Consider the following 20740-nt stretch of genomic DNA (forward strand, 5'->3'; position numbering starts at 1 on the left):
GGTCGGCCGCTTTCGCGAGCAGGCTCGCTCCCACAGGACGGTGGGTACGGGGGGACGTCGGGGCCTAAGTGAATGCTACGGCCCCGGCACGATCTATGCGACTGCTGCGGCGTTGCGCTCACGCAGCTCCTGCAGACGATCAGCCCCGCCCTCAGCCACGCGGTTCTGAATCAAGCGATCAGAGCCCCCTTCGGCCACGCGGTTCTGAATCAAGCGATCAGAGCCCCCTTCGGCCACGCGGTTTTGAATCAAACGATCGGAACCGCCTTCGGCCAGCTGATGGGCCGGGGCTTTGCTGTCTGTAGCCGATGCGACATTCGCCAGGCCGAAGCTGCCGACCAGTGCCAATGCGACTGCCAGGGAGGAAGCTTTTGGGAAACTGAACATGGTGGTTCTCCTTGCGTTTAATGGATTGGGTCGGCAGCAACAGAGGTGCACTGCTGTCCGGTGATCACAGTTAAACGCACGGTTGTATCGGCGCTGTGTGTCTGAAGGAGGCGAAATCGACGATTACGTATCAGGCTCCGGTTCATATACAGAGCGATACAAATCCTTGGGGGGCAGAGTGGTGCCGTTGCCGGGTCAGGATTAGCCGATAATCGCACCCTTTGTACTGCGTGTACGCCTGGGTTCTTGACCGAACTAACTGGTTGGTACATTTTAGGCGGAGCACGTCTTGTTCCACGCGACCAAGGCCCATAATAAAAACAGAGGAATCCCCTATGCGTAGCCGTCTGCGGGCACCTGACGCCCTCCCTTCGATCCTTCGCTTCAACCCCGAAGCCTTTTTCTTCTCCTCCGGTCCGGTCCTGTAGCGGCCTGTGTTGCTGCGGTCCCATTGCGCCGCCTGTGCCGGTGCTCGACAAGCCTGAGAGGTCTTCAAGATGACCAAAGTCGTCGATCTGTATTTCAAGTTGCTGAAGCTGCTGATTGTGTTGTGCATGGTTGCGATGATCGTGTTGGTGTTCGGTAATGTGGTGCTGCGTTATGCCTTCAATTCCGGCATCAGCGTCTCCGAGGAGCTGTCGCGCTGGTTCTTCGTCTGGATGATTTTTCTCGGAGCCTTGGTGGCGCTCAAGGACCGTGCGCACCTGGGCATGGACAGCTTGATCAAGCGCCTGCCGTCTTCGCTCCGGCGCGCCTGCCTGGTTATCGGGCATTTGCTGATGCTGTACATCTGCTGGTTGATCTTCATCGGCAGTTGGCAGCAGGTGGTGATCAACCTGCACGTGGTCGCACCGGCATCCGGCTTGTCGATGGCGGTGTTCTACGCTGCCGGCCTGGTGTTCGGCGCCAGCGCCGCCTTCATCTTGCTCTATGAGCTCTACCTGGCTTTGTTTGGCAAGCACGGCGATGCCGAGTGGGGCATGGCTCAGGACCACGACGCCGTCGAGGCGATGGCGCATAACCCGCTCAAGAGTAATCGCCCATGACACTGGTTATTTTTCTCGGGTCTTTGATCGGCAGCATGGCGCTGGGCATTCCCATTGCGTTTGCCTTGCTGGTGGTCAGCGTGGCGCTGATGTTTTACCTGGATCTGTTCGATGCGCAAATCATCGCCCAGAACCTGCTCAACGGCGCAGACAGCTTCCCGCTGATGGCCGTGCCGTTCTTCATGCTGGCCGGCGAGGTCATGAATGCCGGCGGCTTGTCCAGGCGCATAGTCAACATTGCCATGGCGTTGGTGGGACACAAGCGCGGCGGTCTCGGCTACGTGGCGATCATCGCGTCCTGCCTGCTGGCGTCGCTCTCCGGCTCTGCCGTGGCCGATGCGGCAGCACTGGCGGCGTTGCTGGTGCCGATGATGGTCCTGGCCGGGCATAATCGGGGACGTTCCGCCGGCCTGATCGCCGCCGGTGGCATCATTGCACCGGTCATCCCGCCGAGTATCGGTTTTATTGTGTTTGGCGTGGCATCCGGGGTGTCGATATCCAAGCTGTTCCTGGCCGGTATAGTGCCCGGGCTCATGCTTGGGGCTTCGCTGGCCCTGGCCTGGTGGTACATCTCGCGCAGCGAGCATGTCGAGACGCCGCCGAAGCGTTCCCGTGCCGAAGTGCTGCGTACATTGCTCGACGGCAGCTGGGCGATGGGCCTGCCGCTGATCATCGTCCTGGGGCTCAAATTCGGCATCTTCACCCCCACTGAAGCTGCCGTGGTCGCTGCGGTCTATTCGCTGTTCGTGTCCTTGGTCATCTACCGGGAGATGAAAGTCAGCCAACTGTATGAGGTCATCCTGTCCTCGGCCAAGACTACCTCGGTGGTGATGTTGCTGGTGGCGGCTGCCATGGTTTCATCCTGGCTGGTGACCATCGCTGATCTCCCGGGCCAGTTGGCGGAATGGCTGGCACCGTTCATGGACAACCCGACCCTGCTGTTGGTGGTGATGATGGTGCTGATCGTCATGGTGGGGACGGTGATGGACATGACCCCGACCATTCTGATCCTGACCCCGGTATTGATGCCTGCTGTCATCCAGGCGGGTATCGACCCGGTCTACTTCGGCGTGCTGTTTCTGATCAACACCGCCATCGGCCTGATCACGCCGCCAGTGGGAACAGTGCTCAATGTGGTTTGCGGGGTGGCAAAGCTGGACTTCGAAGAAGTTGTCCGCGGCGTATGGCCGTTTCTGCTTGCGCAACTTGTGGTGCTGTCCCTGCTGGTGCTGTTCCCGCAATTGGTCCTTGGGCCATTGAAATTCTTCACCGGATAACAAGGGTGTAAGCCTTTGGTAGCTCGACTTTAAAACAATAATGATTGGAGAGTGAAATGCATAAACTGATGAAAACCCTGGTGGCCGGGGCGTGTGCAACGGGGCTGTTGCTGGGCAGTGTGGCGAGCCACGCGGACGAGATCCGCGAACGCACCCTGCGATTCGCATTCCAGAACGTCAAGGAGCATCCACAGGGCCAGGGTGCACAGAAATTTGCCGACCTGCTCAGCGAAAAGAGTGGCGGCAAGATCAAGGTCCGTCTGTTCCCCGGCGGGACATTGGGCGGCGACGTGCAGACGGTCTCGGCCCTGCAGGGCGGCACGCTGGACATCACCGTGCTCAACTCCGGAATTCTGGCGGCCCAGGCACCAGATTTTGCCATGCTCGATTTTCCTTTCCTGTTCAACAACGCCGACGAAGCCCATGCGGTGATTGATGGCCCGGTCGGCCAGAAGCTGGCGGCGCAGTTGGACAGCAAAGGGCTGGTGGGCCTGGGTTACTGGGACCTCGGGTTTCGTAACCTGACCAATAGCAAGCACCCGGTGACCCGGCTTGAAGACATGCAGGGCCTGAAGATTCGTGTCATCCAGTCTCCGATCTACCTGGAAACCTTTTCCGCGCTGGGGGCTAATCCCGTGCCAATGGCATTTCCAGAGGTCTACACCGGTCTCGAGCAGCACACCATCGATGGCCAGGAGAACCCTTTCACGGTGATCGAAGGCAACAAGTTCTACGAGGTGCAGAAGTACCTTTCGGTAACGGGCCATATTTTCAACCCGCAGTCGTTGATCATCAGCCAGAAAACCTGGAGTCGCCTCAACGACGATGAAAAGGCGATGATTCGCGAGGCCGCCACCGAGGCGCAGAAATTCCAGCGGGAAGTCACTGCAGCAAGCATGGACAAGGCCAAGGCGACGCTGGCCGGTGCGATGAGCGTCAACGAAATCACCCCCGCCGAGAAGGATCGCTTCCGCGAACGGGTGCAGCCGGTGATCGATAAGTTCGCCAAGTCTCTGGATGCCAACCTGGTGAAGATGATGTATGACGAGATCGCCAAGGTACGGGCGGCGCAGTGAGTTGACACGCCGCCATCAAGAGCGGTGAGTTCGGGATAGCGCAACTTTCTGCGGTCATCCTCGACTATTGTGGGAGCGAGCCTGCTCGCGATGGCGTCGGCACTGTCGACCTTGCTGTAACCGACGCACCTCCATCACGAACAGGCTCGCCGCCATAAAGGGCAGCAGCCACGTCAAGCCTCACTGAGCGTCGGGAACGGCCAGCCATTGCCCAATGACCTTCTGGTAGCTGCCGTTCGCCTTGCTCAGGTGCAGCCACTGGTCAACATACATTTTCCAGGTGGAATCATCCCGAGGCAGCAGGTAAGCCTTCTCGCCGTATTGCAAGTAGCGGCTCGGGTTTACGGCGCACAGGCCGGGCTTGAGCTTTTGCTGATAAAGCGCTTCAGACGCATCGGTAATCATGACGTCGGCTTTCTTGTCCAGCAGCTCCTGGAAGATGGTCACGTTGTCGTGAAAGCTCAGTTGGCCCTTGGGCACGAAGGCGCGGACGAAGGCTTCGTTGGTACCACCGGCCGGCTCCACCAGGCGCACCGAAGGCTGGTTGATCTGCTCGAGGGTCTGGTAGCGCGACTGATCTTCGCAACGGACCAGCGGGATCTTGCCATCCACGTCCAGGGTGTTGCTAAAGTAGGCTTTCTTCTGGCGCTCTAGTGTCACCGAGATCCCGCCCATGCCGATATCGCATTTGTCCGCGATCATATCCGGCATCAGGGTTTTCCAGGTGGTCTGCACCCATTGCACCTTGACGCCAAGGCTTGCGGCCAGGGAGCGCGCCATGTCTGTGTCGATGCCTTCGTATTCGCCGCTTTCATTTTTGTAGGTGTAGGGCTTGTAGTCGCCGGTGGTGCACACCTTCAATTCACCACGTTGCAGGACCTGGTCCAGATGCGAAGGCGCCGTCTCGGCCTGGGCGCCGCAGGACAGTGCCAGCAGGCCGCAGAATGTCATTGTGCTTGTTATATTTTTCATAGGGCACACGTCTCGCAAGGGAAGGGGACAGGACGCAGCAGTGTAGTAAAAGTGTTTGCAGGCTGTCACGGGCATGTCGGCAACACTGGCTACTTACCCTGTTGTCGCGTCGGGCCGTTGCTGGAGGTTTGCGAGGTAGGCGCAGAACATCTCGGCCATGGCGCGGGCATAACTCTCAATCTCTTCAGGCGAGCGCGGTGCGGTGGAAAATTGCTTTCCTACCTTGCTGAGTGTCGTGATCATCAGGTCGCCCGCCAGGCTTCGAGTCTGTGCAGAGGCGGCTGGCAGTACTTGCAGCATGAAGGCATCGACCGACTGCTGGACCGACAGCCGCGCCGCCCGGGCCTCGGGCGTATCGCGGTAGAGCGGTGCAGCGTCGTTGAGGGCGCCACGCATCTGGGCCTCGTCGCATTCGGACCGGATGAACGCCCTTACAAGAATATGCAGCCGCTCGAAAGGCGGCTTCACCTGATCGTCAAGAATCCCGCGCAGCATGTCGCTGGTTTGCCGCCACTCATCACTTTGAAGGCGGAACAGGATAGCCGCCTTGTTCGGGAAGTATTGATACATAGACCCGACGCTGACACCGGCTCGCTCGGCCACGCGGGCCATGGTAAAGCGCGAGGCGCCCTGGGTCGCCAAAACCTGAGCAGCGGCCTCCAGGATGGCCGCAACGAGTTCGGTGGAACGCACCTGCTTAGGCTGCTTGCGCGATGAAATCTGTGGGCTTGGGCGTTCGGACATGAAGGCATGCACCTTGGAAGTGAGTGCGAATAGAAAAGGCGGCTGATTATTCGTACCTTGGATGCGACGCATCAATCACATTTCAAAGGCCCCTAGCGGGCAATGATTCCATGGTCGATCGCGTACTTCGCCAGGGCCGCGGGTTTGTCGATGTTGAGCTTGCGGCGGATGCTCAGGCGGTGGGTTTCGACGGTGCGCACGCTGATGTCCAGCTCCCGGGCCATCTCCTTGTTGTTCAGCCCCTGGACCATTTTGAGCAGCACCTGGCGCTCACGGGGTGTCAGCTCGTCATCGGTGCTGGCGGCAGTGGCAAGCCGCTGGGCGATCTCTGCGCTGTAGAAGGTACCACCGCTGATGATGGCCTCGATCGCGGCGATGATCTCCCGCGAAGGCGCATTCTTGAGAACGTAGCCGCTGGCGCCGGAACGCACCGACTCGCTCACATATTCATGATTGTCATACATGCTCAGGACCAGGATCTTGAGGTTGGGGTATTGTTTGCCCAGCAGCCGGGTCAATTCGAGCCCGTTCATGTCTTTTAGGCCGATGTCCATCAGCAGCAGGTCCGGCTGGCAGCGCCCGACCATCTCGATTGCCTGCGCACCGTTCTCGGCCTCGCCCACCACGTCCAGTTGGGGCATGACGGACAGCAAGGCCCGGATGCCATCGCGCACCAGGGAGTGATCGTCAACCAGTGCGACGCGGATTGCAGGGGGCAGGGTCATCGGCAAAGGCTCTCGGTATAAGGGGGACGCATCAGCTTTCTGTGGCCGACAGGTCCATGGGGAGCAGGACGTCCAATTCGCTTCGACCGGGCGTCGAGGTCAGCTCCAGTCGTCCGCCGAAATGCTCGACCCGTTCGCGAATGTTTCGCAGGCCGATGCCGGCATGGCCACGTTCGACCTGCGGGACGTTGAACCCCATTCCGTCATCCACCACCGTCAGGCGCAAGGATTGAGCGGAGCCAAACAAAGTGATGGCGACTCGTTTCGCCCCGGCGTGGCGTTCGATATTGGTCAGCGCTTCCTGGGCAATGCGGAACAGCGAGACCGGGGCGCCATTTTCCAGCCGGCAATCGAACTCATTGCTTCTGTAGGACACCTCGAGCCCGCTGCGTTGTTCGAATTCGGCCGCGAGCTGGCCGATGGCGGCGGGCAGGCCCAGGGTGTCCAGCAGGGAAGAGCGCAGGTCGTGGGAAATGTTGCGGATTTCACCGATGGCTTCCCCTAGCCGATCCGTTGCGTTCTTCAGGATGCCCAGGCCATTTTCCTGGCCGTTTTCGAGCACATGACTGGCCAGCTCGAACTGGAATTTTATCGACACCAGCAACTGGCTGATGCCGTCGTGGAGCTCGCGGGACACCCGCGAGCGCTCCTCCTCCTGCAAGCTGACAATGCGCTGGTTCAGCCGCTGCAGTTTCTTGTCGGCAAGGCGGTGTTCGCTCACGTTGAGGGTCATGCCGCCGGCGAAGACCAGCAGGACCGCCACCAGTGCAATGGCAGCGATGGCCTGCATGGTGGTGTGGATACCATGGGCGACTTCAGCGCGTGCCTGCTGGGTGGCGCGCTCGACATCTTCGAGGTAGATCCCGGTGCCGAGCATCCAGCCCCATCGATCCAGCATCACCACGTAAGCCAGCTTTTCGGTCACCTGGCCGGAGGATGGTTTGTTCCAGGCATAGCGCTGGAAACCCTCGCCGGTTTCGGCGCTTTTGATCAATGCCTGGATGACGGGCAGGCCATGGGGGTCCTTCATGTCCCAGAGGTATTTGCCCACCAATTCCGATTGACGCGCATGCATCAGGCTGCGGCCCTGGCGATCATAGACGAAGAAGTAACCGTTGATGCCGAAGCTGAGTTTGCGCAGCTCTTCGAGCACCTGCTGCTGTGCGTGTTCGTCCCCGAGGCCGCCGTTGTACAACGGAGCGATCAGGCTCTGCGCCATCTCGACATAGTTTTTCAGCTCGGCGCGCTTGCTGGCCAGGATACTGTCTTCAATCAGTTGCGCCTGCTGATCGCCCAGTTGGCGGTTGAGCGAGATCACCAGGGCGCAGATGACAGCAATCGCCAGGACCAGGGGCAAGATCCCGAGGGCGACGATTTTGTGTTTGAGCAGCATCTGGACTCCTGTCAGGGCCTGACGGGGGTAGGTGGATGGTCGGCATAATATGCCAAACATCGTACCGGATTGGAGATAAAACCTGGGGAGCAAGCTTTGCGCTCCCACAGGTTTGCACCGTTTGATCCTTAACTGGCATTAGGGCAAGCCTTGCTCCCACAGGGGCAGTTGCGCGTCTACGTAGTACTACGGATTTATTTATTGACGATGTACAGGGATATTGGGCCCGCTCCGAATAGCCGGGGCACACTATAAAAACAATCGCCGCAGTCCACTGGACCTCGGCAGGAGACACGCAATGACAACCCGTCTGGTTAAACACCTCGCCTGGTTTGCCGTGGCTGTTCTGGGAGCCTGTGCGTTGAGTGTCGTGGCCTTGCGCCGCGGCGAACCCATCAACGCCCTCTGGATCGTCGTCGCAGCCGTGGCCATCTACCTGGTCGCCTACCGCTACTACAGCCTCTTCATCGCCAACAACGTGATGCAACTCGATGCGCGCCGGGCCACCCCTGCCGTGCTCAACAACGATGGCCTGGACTTCGTTCCGACCAACAAGCATATCCTCTTCGGTCACCACTTCGCCGCCATTGCCGGCGCAGGGCCATTGGTCGGGCCGGTGCTGGCGGCGCAGATGGGTTACCTGCCCGGCACGCTCTGGCTGATCGCCGGCGTGGTGCTGGCGGGGGCCGTGCAGGACTTCATGATCCTGTTCCTGTCCACCCGCCGCAACGGGCGCTCCCTGGGTGACATGGTCCGTGAGGAAATGGGCCGCATCCCCGGCACCATCGCGCTGTTCGGCTGCTTCCTGATCATGATCATCATCCTCGCGGTGCTGGCGCTGATCGTGGTCAAGGCCCTGGCCGAGAGCCCGTGGGGGATCTTCACGGTGATGGCGACCATTCCGATCGCGATGTTCATGGGCATCTACATGCGCTATATCCGCCCGGGCCGCATCGGTGAAATCTCGCTCATTGGCGTGCTGTTGCTGCTGGGTTCGATCTGGCTGGGCGGGCAGGTCGCTGCCGATCCAGTCTGGGCCAAGGCCTTCAGCTTTACCGGGATCCAAATCACCTGGATGCTGATCGGTTATGGTTTCGTCGCGGCGGTGCTGCCGGTGTGGCTGATCCTGGCCCCGCGGGACTACCTGTCGACCTTCCTCAAGATCGGCACCATCGTCGCCCTGGCGATCGGCATCCTGATCACCATGCCCGAGCTGAAAATGCCGGCGCTGACCCAGTTCACCAACGGCATGGGCCCGGTGTGGAAGGGCGGGCTGTTCCCGTTCCTGTTCATCACCATCGCCTGCGGCGCGGTGTCGGGTTTCCACGCGCTGATCTCCTCGGGCACCACGCCCAAGCTGCTGGACAATGAAACCAACGCCCGCTACATCGGCTACGGCGGCATGCTGATGGAGTCCTTCGTGGCGATCATGGCGATGGTTGCCGCGTCGGTGATCGAACCGGGCGTGTATTTCGCCATGAACAGCCCGGCGGCGGTGGTCGGCGGTGACGTCGTGGCCGTGGCCCAGACCATCAGCGGCTGGGGCTTTGCCGTCACTCCGGACGCGCTGCAGGCGGTGGCCCGGGACATTGGCGAAACCACCGTCCTGGCCCGTGCCGGCGGTGCGCCGACCCTGGCGGTCGGTATCGCGCAGATCCTGCATTCGGTGCTGCCGGGTGAGGACACCATGGCGTTCTGGTACCACTTCGCGATCCTGTTCGAAGCGCTGTTCATCCTCACGGCGGTAGACGCCGGCACCCGTGCCGGGCGGTTCATGCTGCAGGACCTGTTGGGCTCGTTCGTGCCCTCGCTCAAGCGCACCGAATCCTGGACCGCCAACCTGATCGCCACCGCCGGTTGCGTGGCGCTGTGGGGCTACCTGCTGTACCAGGGCGTGATCGATCCGCTGGGCGGCATCAACACCTTGTGGCCGCTGTTCGGCATCTCCAACCAGATGCTGGCCGGTATTGCCCTGATGCTCGGCACCGTGGTGCTGATCAAGATGAAGCGCCAGCGCTACATCTGGGTCACGCTGCTACCGGCGGCCTGGCTGCTGATCTGCACCACCACGGCGGGCCTGATCAAGCTGTTCGACGCCAATCCGGCGATCGGCTTCCTGGCCCTGGCGCGCAAATACAACGATGCCCTGGCGGCAGGGCAGATCCTGGCCCCGGCCAAGAGCATCGAGCAGATGCAGCATGTGGTGTTCAACGCCTACACCAACGCCACGCTGACAACGCTGTTCCTGTTCGTGGTGCTCAGTATCCTGTTCTACGCGATCAAGGTCGGTGTTGCCGCCTGGGGGACGAAAGAGCGCACGGATAAAGAAGCACCATTCCAGGCCCTGCCGGACGCCTGACGCGAGGATTGCAACAATGTTCAATGACTTGAGTCGCCTCGGTAAATACCTCGGTCAGGCCGCCCGCCTGATGGTCGGCATGCCCGACTACGACAACTACGTCGAGCACATGCAAACCAAGCACCCGGACAAACCGCTGATGGACTACGAGGCGTTCTTCCGCGAACGCCAGGAGGCCCGTTACGGTGGCAAGGGTGGACCGAAGTGCTGCTGACCTGGCGGCCCTGAGGTAATCCCCCTGTGTGGAAGCCTGTGGGAGCAAGGCTTGCCCGCGACAGCATCGCCTCGGTATCACTGTAGACCGAGGCGCCAGCATCGCGGGCAAGCCTTGCTCCCACAGTTGTTTCTGGGTGGGCTCAGGATGTGCGTCCGCCAGCGATCCCTTGTGGGAGCGGGCTTGCTCGCGAAGGCGTGGTGTCAGTGATGAAGATGTCGACTGATCCACTGCTATCGCGGGCAAGCCTTGCTCCCACAGTTGTTTCTGGGCGGGCTCAGGTTTTTGTGTCTGTCACCGATTCCTTGTGGGAGCGAGCCTGCTCGCGATGGCGTCGGGTCAGTCGATATTGATAGTGACTAATCCACCACTATCGTGAGCAAACTCGCTCCCACAATGTTTCTTGCTGGCTAACGCTCACTCCGCCAGCAACACCGCCGCATCGAACCCCACCCGCAGATTGCCCCAGTGGCGGCCGCCGAAGAAGAACGGGACATCGATCTCGGTCATGATTTCCCCGGTATCGCGCAGGTAGGTCTGGAGCAGGAAGCGCTGGACGTTGCCCGCTGCGCGCAGGCCGATCGGGTCGTTGAAGATCCGTTTGTTGCGACACACCGGCAGGTCGACGGCGCGGTCGCCGGTGGGTGGCTTCGAGACCCAGCTGTTGTTCACCGGGCAGTAGCCCTTGGTGTCGACGATGAACGAGACCTTGCCGCCCGGTGTGCTGCGGGTGAGGGCGTCGCAGGCTTCCTGGCAGACCTGGGCAAAGCGTTCGGTGTAGCCGGTCATGTACTGCTTGGGATCGGTACCGGAGACCAACTGGTAATTCTGATCGAATAGGTTGAGACCCTCGAGTTGCAGCGCCTCCAGGCGTACCTGGAGGATGTCGCGGCATTGGCTGGCTCGGGTGATGGCCGCATCCAGCTTGCCGTGGCCGAGCACGAACCGGCCCAGCAGTGCTTGCACCCGTTCGGCGACACCGGACAGGTCCCGGGTGGCGGTTGCCGAGTGCTGCATGCGCTGGTCGATCGACTGGCTGTCGGCATGGATCTGAGTGACCCGGTCGTTGATACCCGTGTTGGCATCGGCGAACTGCTGGATGTGCCCGGCAATATCGGCCAGCTTGCCGTTGGTGGATTCGAAGTCGACGATCATGCTCTCGAAATGGCCGGAGGCACGTTCCACGACTTTTTTGGTTTCCCTGGCGCTGTGGCTGATCTGAGTGGTCTGTTCATGGGTGGAACCGACTTCTTCGAGCATGGCGTCTATGTTGCGCGAGATGTCGTCCGTGGCCCGGCTGACGTTCTGCGCCAGAGTCCGCACTTCATCGGCCACCACGGCGAAACCCCGGCCACTCTCGCCGGCACGGGCGGCTTCGATGGCGGCATTGAGGGCCAGCAGGTTGGTCTGGGCAGAGATCTGCTGGATCAACCCGACGATGGACTTGATACTCGAGGAACGCTGGTTCAAGGCGCTCACCAGTGTGGCGAACTCATTGAGGCTGCCAGCGATCTCGCCGATGTTGCCGGTCACTTCCAGCAGCTCGGCATAGGAGTCACGGGCCATGTTCAGGTTCTGCGCGGTGGTACTGGAGATGCCCTGGGTCTGGCGCGAGACTTCTTCGATGCGGTCCACGGCGGAGTTGCTCTGCTCCATCACTTCCTTGGCGAAGCGTGCCTGGTGGGTGGCACTGTCGCTGGAATCGCTGATGTTCTTGAGCGAGCGCGCCGATTCGACGGCGATGTGCACGGTGAGGGCCTGGACGTTGCTGATGATTTCCCGCTGCTTGGCCAGGAAGCGGTTGCAGGTGCTGGCCAGCACGCGAATTTCGTCGTGGGTCACCAATGGCAGGTCCCTGGAAAGATCGCCTTCACCGTTGGCGATCTCCTCCAGCGCCCGGGTCATGGCGGTGACGGGGCGCACGATGAGATGGCGGAAGTACCAGACCATGAAGCTGATCATGCCCAGCGTCAGGAGCGCACCGAACAGCAGGGCCTGGGTCAGGCTGTCGAGCCGGCTTTCGATCAGCCCCAGCAGGGCTGCGTCGAGCTGCGCGCTGCGCAACTGCAACACAATCTCGGTGCGGGCGCTAAGGGCCACCCAGTACAGCAACCCGCTGACGGCGACCAGCAGGAAAAGGCTTGAGAGTTTTCTGGTGAGCGTATCGAAGAATTGCATTTCGATGGACTCGTACAAAGCCTTCAACGTCTGCATGCCATAGCTCCTGGGCAAAGAAACCTCTCAATGGAATACATTCGACCGCAAAGGCCAAAGCTTTAGTGCGGCAGGGCGTTTTGATATCACTTCGTTTGTTTGGTGTACGGAGGACTTGTGGGAGCAAGCCTGCACGCGATGAGGGACTTCCATCCAGACAGGCTGTGACTGATGCACCGTTATCGCGAGCAGGCTCGCTCCTACAGGGGTTGGGCGTGGTTATAAGGACCATAGAAAGTATTTACTGGGAATCATTCTCAAAGTATATTCGCTCGCATTAACGTTCCCTACGAGTGCTGCGTCTTGAATCGTTCCACCCCTCCCGCGAATCGCAACGTCTTCATCAAGTGTGTATTACCAACCTTGTCCTGCTGCTTCATCGCAAATCCTTTGTGGGCACAGGACGTACTCGAACTGCCCACCACGGACATCCAGGGCAGCCGCATCACACAAGATGAGGGCTACACGGCATCGCAAGCCAGCACCGCGAGCAAAAGCGACGTACCGATCAAGGAAGAGGCACAAACGATCAATGTGGTGACCCAGCAGACGCTGGACGATTATCAGGTTCGCTCGCTGAGCGACGCGATGAAGTTCGTCAGCGGTGTCAACCAGGGCAATACCCTGGGTGGTTCGCGGGACTCGCTGATCAAGCGTGGTTTCGGCACCAACGACGACGGCTCGATCCTGCGCGACGGCGTGCGTTCGAACCTGGGGCACAACTTCAGCGCCACCACCGAGCGGGTCGAAGTGCTCAAGGGCCCCGCCTCGATGTTGTATGGTGCGCTGGAGCCTGGCGGTTTGGTCAACATCATCAGCAAAAAGCCCGAATACACCCAAAGCACCACGCTAAGCGGCTCGGCCTATAGCGAAGGCGGCGGCACCATGGCCGTGGACACCACCGGGCCGGTGGGCGATACCGGGCTGGCGTATCGGCTGATTGCCGAGCGTGGTCATGAAGATTACTGGCGCAACTACGGCGTGAATGAAAGCACGCTGGTCGCGCCGTCCCTGGCCTGGACCGGTGAGCGGGCTTCGTTAAACCTGAGCTATGAGTACAACGAATATTCCAACCCGTTCGACCGTGGGACGGTGTTCACCGATGGGCATCCGGCGGATATCGATTATGACAAGCGCCTCGACGAGCGCTGGGCCAAGAGCGTGGGGATTCGCGAGACGGCGACGGCACGTTTCGAGTATGAGCTGAGCGAGGCGTGGAAGACTCGCGTGACTTATGGCTGGAACAATGATCGGTACAGTCTTTCGATTGCGCAGCCCGACGTTCTGACGGGAAATCTATTGAGCCGAAAGGCCAACGGCGCTCATTACGACGACGAAACCCGCTACGTCAGTTGGGATTTCATGGGCAAGCAGGAGCTGTTCGGCCAGCGCCATGATCTGCTGATCGGTGTCGATAATCAGGTGTCCGATCAATACCGAGGCAAGACGTACCGTGGCACTGCACAAGGAGGGTTCGATATCACCGCGCCGGTTTATGGTGGTCTGGCAGAGCCAAGCAAGATAAATGCTGCGCAAAGCAACTTGAGTAACAAACTGACCTCCAGCTCCGTTTATCTGAAGGACAACTGGCACCTGGATGACCGCTGGATTTTGGTGTTTGGCGGACGCTACCAGCATTACGACCAGTTCAGTGAAACGGGAATGATCAAGCGAGTGCCTGTTCGCGACGATAACGGCGATGCCTTTGTTCCGTTTCTGGGATTGGTCTATAAAGCCGACGAAACCTTGTCCCTGTACGGGAATTACAGCCGTTCGTTCAAACCCAACGATACCGTCGATGACAACCTCAGCACTTTCAAGCCGGAGGAAGGGCGCAGTTATGAAATCGGTGCCAAATATGATCCTCTGCCTGGGCTGAATATCAATCTCGCCCTGTTCGACATCGTTAAAACGAATGTAGTGACGGTGGTGGATAATGTCGCGGAAGCCGCCGGCAAAGTCGGCTCCCAAGGCCTGGAGTTGGACGTCACCGGACGTCTCGCCGAACGCTGGGACCTGATCGGCACCTACGCCTACACCCACACGGAAATCCTCGACGACCCGGACGACGAAGGCCATCGCCTGGCGGACGCGCCCAAGCACACCGCCAGCCTGTACCTGTCGCATCACTTGAGTGTACCCGCCGAATTCGGCGCCTGGCACGCTGGTGCCGGCGCTCGCTACGTCGGCGAGCGTGCTGCCAACAACGACAACGAATTCTGGTTGGGCAGCTACACCGTGGCCGATGCCTTCCTGCGCTGGGAGTCGCCGGTATTCGGGCACAAGACCTCGCTGCAACTGAACGTGGACAACCTGTTCGACAAGCAGTACTACCCGTCCTCCACCGGTAGCCAACTGCAGGTCGCCGTCGGGGAACCGCGTACCGCGCGCCTGAGTGCCAGCATGACCTTCTGATCCTTGAAACAAAAAATGCCCGGGCCTTCAAGTCCGGGCATCTCATGGAGCATCTTTTCCTTCAGGCCGCCATCGCGAGCAGGCTCGCTCCCACATTGGTTTGCATGATATGCACTTGCTCTGGGTGCTCCATTAATCCCCTGTGGGAGCGAGCCTGCTCGCGATAGCGTCCTGACTGCACTGCGCGATCACCGAAACGCCGGCACCACGTGCTTGATGAACAATTCCAGGGATTTCTTCTTCTCCGCATGGGGCAGGCTGTTGTCGCACCAGAAGCTGAACTCGTCGACGCCCAGTTCCTGGTAGTACTTGATGCGTGGAATGATTTCTTCCGGAGTACCGATCATGGCGGTCTTGTGCAGACTCTCGAGTTCGAACTCCGGACGACCGGCGAACTTTTCTTCCGGGCTTGGCGCCAGGAAGCCGTTGACCGGGGTTTCCTTGTTACCGAACCAGGCGTCGAAGGTGCGGTAGAACTTCGCAATGGCCTTGGCGCCGACTTTCCAGCCTTCGGGATTGTCGGTCGAGTGCACGTGGGTGTGGCGCAGTACCATCAATTGTGGGCGCGGTATGCCGGGGTTGTTGTCCAGCGCGTTCTGGAACTTGTTCTTCAGGTCGAGGACTTCCTCGTCGCCCTTCATCAATGGCGTCACCATGACGTTGCAACCGTTGGCGACTGCGAAGTTGTGCGAGTCCGGGTCGCGGGCCGCGATCCACATGGGCGGGTTCGGCTTCTGGATCGGCTTGGGCACGCTGGTGGAGGTCGGGAATTTCCAGATGTCGCCGTCATGGGCGTAGTCGCCTTGCCACAGTGCCCGTATCGCCGGAACCATTTCCCGCAGTGCCTGGCCGCCGGAGGCCGCTGGCATGCCGCCCGCCATGCGGTCGAACTCCACTTGATAAGCACCGCGCGCCAGGCCGACTTCCATGCGTCCGTTGCTGATCACGTCCAGCAATGCGCATTCACCGGCTGCCCGCAACGGATGCCAGAACGGCGCAATGATGGTGCCGGCGCCCAGATGAATGGTGTTGGTCTTGGCTGCCAGATAGGCCAGCAGCGGCATCGGGCTGGGCGAGATGGTGTATTCCATCGCGTGGTGTTCACCGATCCAGACGGTGCTGAAACCACCGGCCTCGGCTATGAGAGTCAGTTCGGTCAAGTCTTCGAACAGCTGGCGATGGCTGATGCTTTCGTCCCAACGTTCCATATGTACGAACAGGGAAAATTTCATGGCGCTATCTCTTGATGATTGACGATCAGTTCAGGCGAGGACGGGCAGGGCGCCCATCTTTCCGTGGCAATAAACCAGCGGGCCTTGGGTGTGTTGCGGCACGATCAGGTTCTTCACGGCGCCGACCATGATGGCGTGGTCGCCGCCTTCGTATTCACGCCACAGTTCGCATTCGATGATGGCGGTGGCGTTGCTCAGCAAGGGGTTGCCCAGCTCACTCAGGGTCCATTCGATGCCCTGGGCCTTGTCCTTGCCTTTGCGGGCGAAGGCATAGGCTTCGTTCTGTTGCCCGCCGGAGAGCAAATGGATGGCGAAGCGCTTGTTGCGGATCAGCACCGGGTAGGAATCGGAGCTGTAGTTGGGACAGAAGAGCACCAGGGCCGGGTCCATCGACAACGAGCTGAAGGCGCTGGCGGTGAGGCCGACGATCTGCCCGTCGTCATCAAGGGTGGTGATGACCGTCACGCCGGACGGGAACGAACCCATGACTTGTTTGTAAACGTTGGCATCAATCATTTAACAGTCCTCGTACGCAGGCGGTAATGACTTCGTGTTCATCAATGAGCACCGGCGGCTTTGTTCAGGTCGCTCTCGGCCCATTGGGTGTAGACACACGCATCGGCAGTGGCCCAGCGCACACGCACCGGGTCGCCGGCCTTGAGTGGCATGCCGGCGGCGGAAAGGGCCTTGACGGTCATGGCGGTGCCGCCGGACGTCACCACGCTGCAGGTCTGGCTTTCGCCGAGGAACAGCACTTCGACGACCTTGGCCGAGACTTCATTCCAGCCGGCTGCCAATGGCGCTTGAGCAGCCTGTTCGGTGCTCAGGGCCACGGCTTTTTCCGGGCGTACCATCAGCAGCACGTCCTGGTCGGTTTGCAGGCCCGCGGTCAGGCGGATCGACAGCGACTGGCCATCGAAGGTCGCCACCGCGTTGCCCTGGGCCTTGAGCTTGAGGAAGTTGGAGTTGCCCAGGAACGACGCGACAAAGGCATTCGGCGGGTTCTGGTAGAGGTCATAACCGGTGCCCAGGCCAACGATCTTGCCGTGGCTGAAAATGGCGATGCGCTGGGACAGGCGCATGGCTTCTTCCTGGTCGTGGGTCACGTAGACGATGGTGATGCCCAGACGTCGATGCAACTGGCGCAGTTCATCCTGCAGATCTTCCCGGAGTTTTTTGTCCAGGGCTCCGAGGGGTTCGTCCATCAGCAGGATGCGTGGTTCATAAACCAGCGCCCGGGCAATGGCGACCCGTTGCTGCTGGCCGCCGGAGAGTTGCGAAGGCCGGCGATGGGCAAACTGCTCCAGCTGCACCAGCTTGAGCATCGCATCGACCCGACGGTCTCGCTCGGCAGGCGCCAGTTTGCGGATCGCCAGCGGGAAGGCGATGTTGTCGCGCACCGACAGATGCGGGAACAGCGAGTAGCGCTGGAACACCATGCCGATGTCGCGCTTGTGCGGTGGTACGTTGACCAGGGATTTGCCGTCCACCAGGATCTCGCCGCTGCTGGGGGTTTCAAAGCCGGCCAGCATCGACAATGTGGTGCTCTTGCCCGAGCCGCTGGAGCCGAGGAAGGTCAGGAACTCGCCGTCCTGGATCTCGAGGGCAATGTCGTCGACGGCGGCAAAGTCGCCGTAGTGCTTGTTCAGGTTGCGCAGGCTGACCAGGGTCTTGTTGTTCTGTTGTGCGGGGTCTTTGACGGCACTCATTGTGTTCTCCTAGGCGCTCAGGCGCTGATTTCATTGCGCCGGCGCAGGGCGGCGGCGATCACCATCACCAGGACCGAGAGGCCGATCAGCAGCGTCGAAGCGACGGCGATCACAGGCGTCAGGTCCTGGCGCAGGGTGGTCCACATCTTTACGGGCAGGGTTTGCAGGGTCGGGCTGGCCATCATCACGCTCAGCACCACTTCGTCCCACGACACCAGGAACGCGAACAGGGCGCCGGCGATCATGCCCGGGCGGATGGCCGGGAAGGTGACCTTGAACACCGCTTGCAGTCGCGAGGCGCCGCAGATCACGGCGGCGTCTTCGATGGACTGGTCGAACAGCTTCAACGAGTTGATGATCGAGATGATGGTGAATGGCAACGCGACAATGACGTGACTGACCACGAACGCGAACATCGTGCCGGTGTAGCCAAGCTTGAGGAACAGCGCATACACCGCCACGGCGATGATGACCAGCGGCACGATCATCGGCAGGGTGAACAGGCCGTAGAGCATTTCCCGCCCCGGAAACCGACCACGCACCAGGGCAAATGCGGTGGGCAGGCCCAGAGCTACGGCGCAGAGGGTGGTCAGTACCGCGACCTTGAGGCTCGCCAGCGCGGCGTTCATCCAGTCGGGATTGGAAAAGAACTGGCCGTACCATTTGAGCGTCCAGCCCGGTGGCGGGAAGACCAGCCACTGGGATGAGCCGAACGACAGCAGCACGATGAACACGATCGGCAGCAGCAGGAACAACCCGATCAACCCGGTCGTGAAGTACAGACCGAAGCGCATGCGCCGGCTCATGGCATTGGGAGTCAGGAGCATGACGATTTACCTCGCGTTACTGGCGCCAACCGGGGATTCCGGCTGAAGCTTCAGGTAGAAGTAGAACAGCACCAGCGTGATGACGATCAGCAACGCGGCACCGGCGCTCGCCAGGCCCCAGTTGAGGAACGATTGCACCTGCTGGATGATGAATTCCGGCAGCATCATGTTCTGCGCACCGCCGAGCAGCGCCGGGGTGACGTAGTAACCCAGGGACATCACGAATACCATCAGACCACCGGAAAACAGCCCCGGCCGGCACAGAGGCAAGAACACCCGGAAGAAATTGGTCCAGGGACTGGCACCGCAGATAGAGCCGGCTTGCAGGATCATCGGGTCGATGGCCTGCATGGTTGCCTGCAACGGCAAGACAATGAACGGGATCATGATGTAGCTCATGCCGATCACCACGCCGGTGAGGTTGTGCACCATCTCCAGGGGCTGGTCGATGATCCCCAGGGCCATCAACGCCTTGTTGATCACGCCGGACGCCTGCAACAGCACCAGCCAGGAGTAGGTCCGGGCCAGCAGGCTGGTCCACATCGATAGCAGCACGATGTTCAAGATCCAGCGTCCCCAGCCACGGGGCACCAGGGTGATGGCCCAGGCCAGTGGAAAGCCCAGCAGCAGGCTGAACAGCGTCACCAGGCCGGCCACCGAAAAGGTATTGAGCAGCACTCGGGTATAGGCCGAGTTGGCGAACAGTTGTTCGTAGTTGCCCAACCCGGGCACCGGTTCCAGCACGCCACGCAACAACAGGCCGATCAGCGGCGCCAGGAAAAACAGGCCAAGGAACAGCAGGGCGGGAGCCAAGTTACCGACCCCGCGCCAGCGTTGGGCCAGCGACGGAGTCGCCGCTGCCTTGACAGTTGCCACATCGGCAGCGCCAGGGGCGCTCCCGGTGTGTTGGGTTGTCGTTGCCGACATTTTCATTTGACCAGCCATTCGTTCCACCGTGTCGCGATGTCCTGACCGTTCTTGGCCCAGTACGCGAAATCGAGCGTGATCTGATCCTTGGCGTAGGCGGTCGGCAGGTTGGGAGCGAGCACCGAATCCAGGCGCGCGACGCTATCGACGTTGACCGGCGCATAAGCGGTCAGGTTGGAGAAGTCGGCCTGGCCCTTGGCACTGCTGGAGTTGGCCAGGAACTTCATGGCGGCGGCTTTGTTTTTAGAGCCCTTCGGCACGACCAGGATGTCAGCCATGACCAGGTTCTGTTTCCAACTCACGCCCACCGGCGCGCCGTCCTGTTGCAGGGCATAAATCCGGCCGTTCCAGAACTGACCGAGGCTGGCTTCACCGGATGCGAGCAGTTGCTGGGACTGGGCGCCGCCGCCCCACCAGACGATGTCTCTCTTGATGGTGTCGAGTTTCTTGAAGGCACGATCCAGGTCCAGGGGATAGAGCTTGTCCTGGGGAACGCCGTCGGCCAGCAGGGCCAGTTCAAGCACGCCAGGGCTCGGCCATTTGTACAGAGCGCGCTTGCCGGGATAGGTCTTGGTGTCGAACAGCGCGGACCAGTCCTGCGGCTTGCCGGCACCGAGCTTGCCTTCGTTGTAGCCGAGGACAAAGGAGAAGTAGAAGGAACCTACGCCGTGGTCGGAAACGAAGCGAGGGTCGATCTTGTCGCGCTGGATGACTGAGAAGTCCAGGGGTTCGAGCAGGCCCTCGGCGGCGGCGCGCAAGGCAAAGTCAGCCTCGACGTCAACCACGTCCCACTGCACATTGCCGCTCTCGACCATGGCCTTGAGCTTGCCGTAGTCGGTCGGGCCATCCTGAACCACAGTGATTCCGGTGCTCTTGCTGAACGGGTCGGCCCAGGCCTGTTTCTGTGCATCCTGGGTAGTACCACCCCAACTGACGAAGTTGACGCTCTCGGCCGCCATCGTCGCCTGGCTGGTGACACCTATCAAGCCAGCAAAAAGAATGGCAACTGCACTTTTCTTCAACACCATTTTCACGCCCTCATTGTTGTGTTTATTGAGCGGGCTTGTGTGTGCCCGCTTATCGGGAGCTATAGGTCCATCTGGCTTTGCAGGACCGTGCCAAGGGCTGGATGGCTGTGCTTTCCCTGCCGGGCGCACTTGGCTGAAACGTTCGGTCTATGGAATATCATATTATGGTATTCCAAACTTTCTGCAAGCATTTTG

18 protein-coding genes are annotated in these 20740 nt (G+C 60.4%); 6 read left to right on the forward strand and 12 right to left on the reverse strand.

All coding sequences use genetic code 11. From position 1 onward, the window contains the following. Window positions 1-93: 93 nt before the first annotated feature. A complete protein-coding gene (locus tag QZH45_RS13845) occupies window positions 94-387 on the reverse strand; it encodes a hypothetical protein (RefSeq protein ID WP_024779656.1) in 294 nt (97 codons plus the stop codon). Window positions 388-884: 497 nt separating this feature from the next. Here QZH45_RS13845 and QZH45_RS13850 point away from each other — a divergent pair, with 497 nt between their 5' ends. The 3 genes from QZH45_RS13850 to QZH45_RS13860 are packed head-to-tail and all read left to right on the forward strand — an operon-like array spanning window position 885 to window position 3786. Beyond that, window positions 885-1433, forward strand: coding sequence for a TRAP transporter small permease (locus QZH45_RS13850; protein ID WP_024779655.1), 549 nt, complete (start codon window positions 885-887; stop codon window positions 1431-1433). After that, window positions 1430-2710: a TRAP transporter large permease subunit gene (locus QZH45_RS13855; RefSeq protein WP_024779654.1), complete on the forward strand. Its 1281-nt coding sequence runs from the start codon at window positions 1430-1432 to the stop codon at window positions 2708-2710. The genes QZH45_RS13850 and QZH45_RS13855 overlap by 4 nt, the downstream gene beginning before the upstream one ends. Window positions 2711-2766: 56 nt before the next feature. Next, window positions 2767-3786 carry a TRAP transporter substrate-binding protein gene (locus tag QZH45_RS13860; RefSeq protein WP_053192162.1) on the forward strand — a complete coding sequence of 340 codons (1020 nt, stop codon included), beginning with the start codon at window positions 2767-2769 and terminating at the stop codon, window positions 3784-3786. 180 nt (window positions 3787-3966) lie between these two features. Here QZH45_RS13860 and QZH45_RS13865 read toward each other — a convergent pair whose 3' ends face one another. The 4 genes from QZH45_RS13865 to QZH45_RS13880 all read right to left on the reverse strand — a co-directional run bounded on the left by QZH45_RS13865 (window position 3967) and on the right by QZH45_RS13880 (window position 7620). Then, on the reverse strand, window positions 3967-4758 hold the full coding sequence (locus QZH45_RS13865; protein WP_024779652.1) for a transporter substrate-binding domain-containing protein: 792 nt from the start codon (window positions 4756-4758) through the stop codon (window positions 3967-3969). Between the two features lie 93 nt (window positions 4759-4851). Beyond that, on the reverse strand, window positions 4852-5502 hold the full coding sequence (locus tag QZH45_RS13870) for a TetR family transcriptional regulator (RefSeq protein WP_053192489.1): 651 nt from the start codon (window positions 5500-5502) through the stop codon (window positions 4852-4854). Window positions 5503-5594: 92 nt separating this feature from the next. After that, a complete protein-coding gene (locus QZH45_RS13875; protein ID WP_053192161.1) occupies window positions 5595-6227 on the reverse strand; it encodes a response regulator in 633 nt (210 codons plus the stop codon). Between the two features lie 31 nt (window positions 6228-6258). Further along, window positions 6259-7620 (reverse strand): cache domain-containing protein, encoded by a 1362-nt coding sequence (locus tag QZH45_RS13880; protein ID WP_024779649.1) that lies wholly within the window; start codon window positions 7618-7620, stop codon window positions 6259-6261. Between the two features lie 298 nt (window positions 7621-7918). Between QZH45_RS13880 and QZH45_RS13885 the strand changes: the two genes are divergently transcribed. Together QZH45_RS13885 and QZH45_RS13890 are read left to right on the forward strand one after the other, a co-directional pair. Beyond that, window positions 7919-9979, forward strand: coding sequence for a carbon starvation CstA family protein (locus tag QZH45_RS13885; RefSeq protein ID WP_053192160.1), 2061 nt, complete (start codon window positions 7919-7921; stop codon window positions 9977-9979). A 16-nt stretch (window positions 9980-9995) separates the two neighbouring features. Further along, a complete protein-coding gene (locus QZH45_RS13890) occupies window positions 9996-10193 on the forward strand; it encodes a YbdD/YjiX family protein (RefSeq protein WP_003201656.1) in 198 nt (65 codons plus the stop codon). A 417-nt stretch (window positions 10194-10610) separates the two neighbouring features. On the opposite strand, the gene QZH45_RS13895 is transcribed toward QZH45_RS13890, so the two are convergent. Then, a complete protein-coding gene (locus tag QZH45_RS13895; RefSeq protein WP_055135855.1) occupies window positions 10611-12407 on the reverse strand; it encodes a methyl-accepting chemotaxis protein in 1797 nt (598 codons plus the stop codon). Between the two features lie 303 nt (window positions 12408-12710). Here QZH45_RS13895 and QZH45_RS13900 point away from each other — a divergent pair, with 303 nt between their 5' ends. Continuing rightward, entirely contained in the window at window positions 12711-14822 is a 2112-nt protein-coding gene (locus QZH45_RS13900; RefSeq protein ID WP_069018175.1) for a TonB-dependent siderophore receptor, read from the forward strand. 188 nt (window positions 14823-15010) lie between these two features. Here QZH45_RS13900 and QZH45_RS13905 read toward each other — a convergent pair whose 3' ends face one another. Genes QZH45_RS13905 through QZH45_RS13930 form a run of 6 tightly spaced genes read right to left on the reverse strand, consistent with a single transcriptional unit; the run spans window position 15011 to window position 20545 of the window. After that, the gene (locus tag QZH45_RS13905) at window positions 15011-16054 is read right to left on the reverse strand and encodes an LLM class flavin-dependent oxidoreductase (RefSeq protein WP_055135854.1); all 1044 of its coding nucleotides are present in this window, start codon (window positions 16052-16054) and stop codon (window positions 15011-15013) included. A 30-nt stretch (window positions 16055-16084) separates the two neighbouring features. Then, entirely contained in the window at window positions 16085-16570 is a 486-nt protein-coding gene (locus QZH45_RS13910) for a flavin reductase family protein (protein WP_024780828.1), read from the reverse strand. A gap of 41 nt (window positions 16571-16611) precedes the next feature. Further along, entirely contained in the window at window positions 16612-17763 is a 1152-nt protein-coding gene (locus QZH45_RS13915; protein ID WP_055135853.1) for an ABC transporter ATP-binding protein, read from the reverse strand. A 17-nt stretch (window positions 17764-17780) separates the two neighbouring features. Next, window positions 17781-18590, reverse strand: coding sequence for an ABC transporter permease (locus QZH45_RS13920; RefSeq protein ID WP_024780830.1), 810 nt, complete (start codon window positions 18588-18590; stop codon window positions 17781-17783). Between the two features lie 6 nt (window positions 18591-18596). Beyond that, on the reverse strand, window positions 18597-19523 hold the full coding sequence (locus QZH45_RS13925) for an ABC transporter permease (protein ID WP_024780831.1): 927 nt from the start codon (window positions 19521-19523) through the stop codon (window positions 18597-18599). Beyond that, window positions 19520-20545: an ABC transporter substrate-binding protein gene (locus tag QZH45_RS13930; protein WP_055135852.1), complete on the reverse strand. Its 1026-nt coding sequence runs from the start codon at window positions 20543-20545 to the stop codon at window positions 19520-19522. Before QZH45_RS13930 ends, QZH45_RS13925 begins: the two co-directional genes overlap by 4 nt. Window positions 20546-20740: the final 195 nt, after the last annotated feature.

The sequence above is a fragment of the Pseudomonas corrugata genome (genome assembly GCF_050920615.1).
GTDB lineage: Bacteria > Pseudomonadota > Gammaproteobacteria > Pseudomonadales > Pseudomonadaceae > Aquipseudomonas > Aquipseudomonas corrugata.

Coding starts and splice junctions, on each gene's coding strand:
- QZH45_RS13895 (WP_055135855.1), bottom strand. CDS start 12,407: ATGCAGACGTTGAAGGCTTTGTACGAGTCCATCGAAATGCAATTCTTC.
- QZH45_RS13880 (WP_024779649.1), bottom strand. CDS start 7,620: ATGCTGCTCAAACACAAAATCGTCGCCCTCGGGATCTTGCCCCTGGTC.
- QZH45_RS13925 (WP_024780831.1), bottom strand. CDS start 19,523: ATGAAAATGTCGGCAACGACAACCCAACACACCGGGAGCGCCCCTGGC.
- QZH45_RS13890 (WP_003201656.1), top strand. CDS start 9,996: ATGTTCAATGACTTGAGTCGCCTCGGTAAATACCTCGGTCAGGCCGCC.
- QZH45_RS13855 (WP_024779654.1), top strand. CDS start 1,430: ATGACACTGGTTATTTTTCTCGGGTCTTTGATCGGCAGCATGGCGCTG.
- QZH45_RS13930 (WP_055135852.1), bottom strand. CDS start 20,545: ATGGTGTTGAAGAAAAGTGCAGTTGCCATTCTTTTTGCTGGCTTGATA.
- QZH45_RS13905 (WP_055135854.1), bottom strand. CDS start 16,054: ATGAAATTTTCCCTGTTCGTACATATGGAACGTTGGGACGAAAGCATC.
- QZH45_RS13885 (WP_053192160.1), top strand. CDS start 7,919: ATGACAACCCGTCTGGTTAAACACCTCGCCTGGTTTGCCGTGGCTGTT.
- QZH45_RS13845 (WP_024779656.1), bottom strand. CDS start 387: ATGTTCAGTTTCCCAAAAGCTTCCTCCCTGGCAGTCGCATTGGCACTG.
- QZH45_RS13920 (WP_024780830.1), bottom strand. CDS start 18,590: ATGCTCCTGACTCCCAATGCCATGAGCCGGCGCATGCGCTTCGGTCTG.
- QZH45_RS13850 (WP_024779655.1), top strand. CDS start 885: ATGACCAAAGTCGTCGATCTGTATTTCAAGTTGCTGAAGCTGCTGATT.
- QZH45_RS13915 (WP_055135853.1), bottom strand. CDS start 17,763: ATGAGTGCCGTCAAAGACCCCGCACAACAGAACAACAAGACCCTGGTC.
- QZH45_RS13910 (WP_024780828.1), bottom strand. CDS start 16,570: ATGATTGATGCCAACGTTTACAAACAAGTCATGGGTTCGTTCCCGTCC.
- QZH45_RS13865 (WP_024779652.1), bottom strand. CDS start 4,758: ATGAAAAATATAACAAGCACAATGACATTCTGCGGCCTGCTGGCACTG.
- QZH45_RS13875 (WP_053192161.1), bottom strand. CDS start 6,227: ATGACCCTGCCCCCTGCAATCCGCGTCGCACTGGTTGACGATCACTCC.
- QZH45_RS13860 (WP_053192162.1), top strand. CDS start 2,767: ATGCATAAACTGATGAAAACCCTGGTGGCCGGGGCGTGTGCAACGGGG.
- QZH45_RS13870 (WP_053192489.1), bottom strand. CDS start 5,502: ATGTCCGAACGCCCAAGCCCACAGATTTCATCGCGCAAGCAGCCTAAG.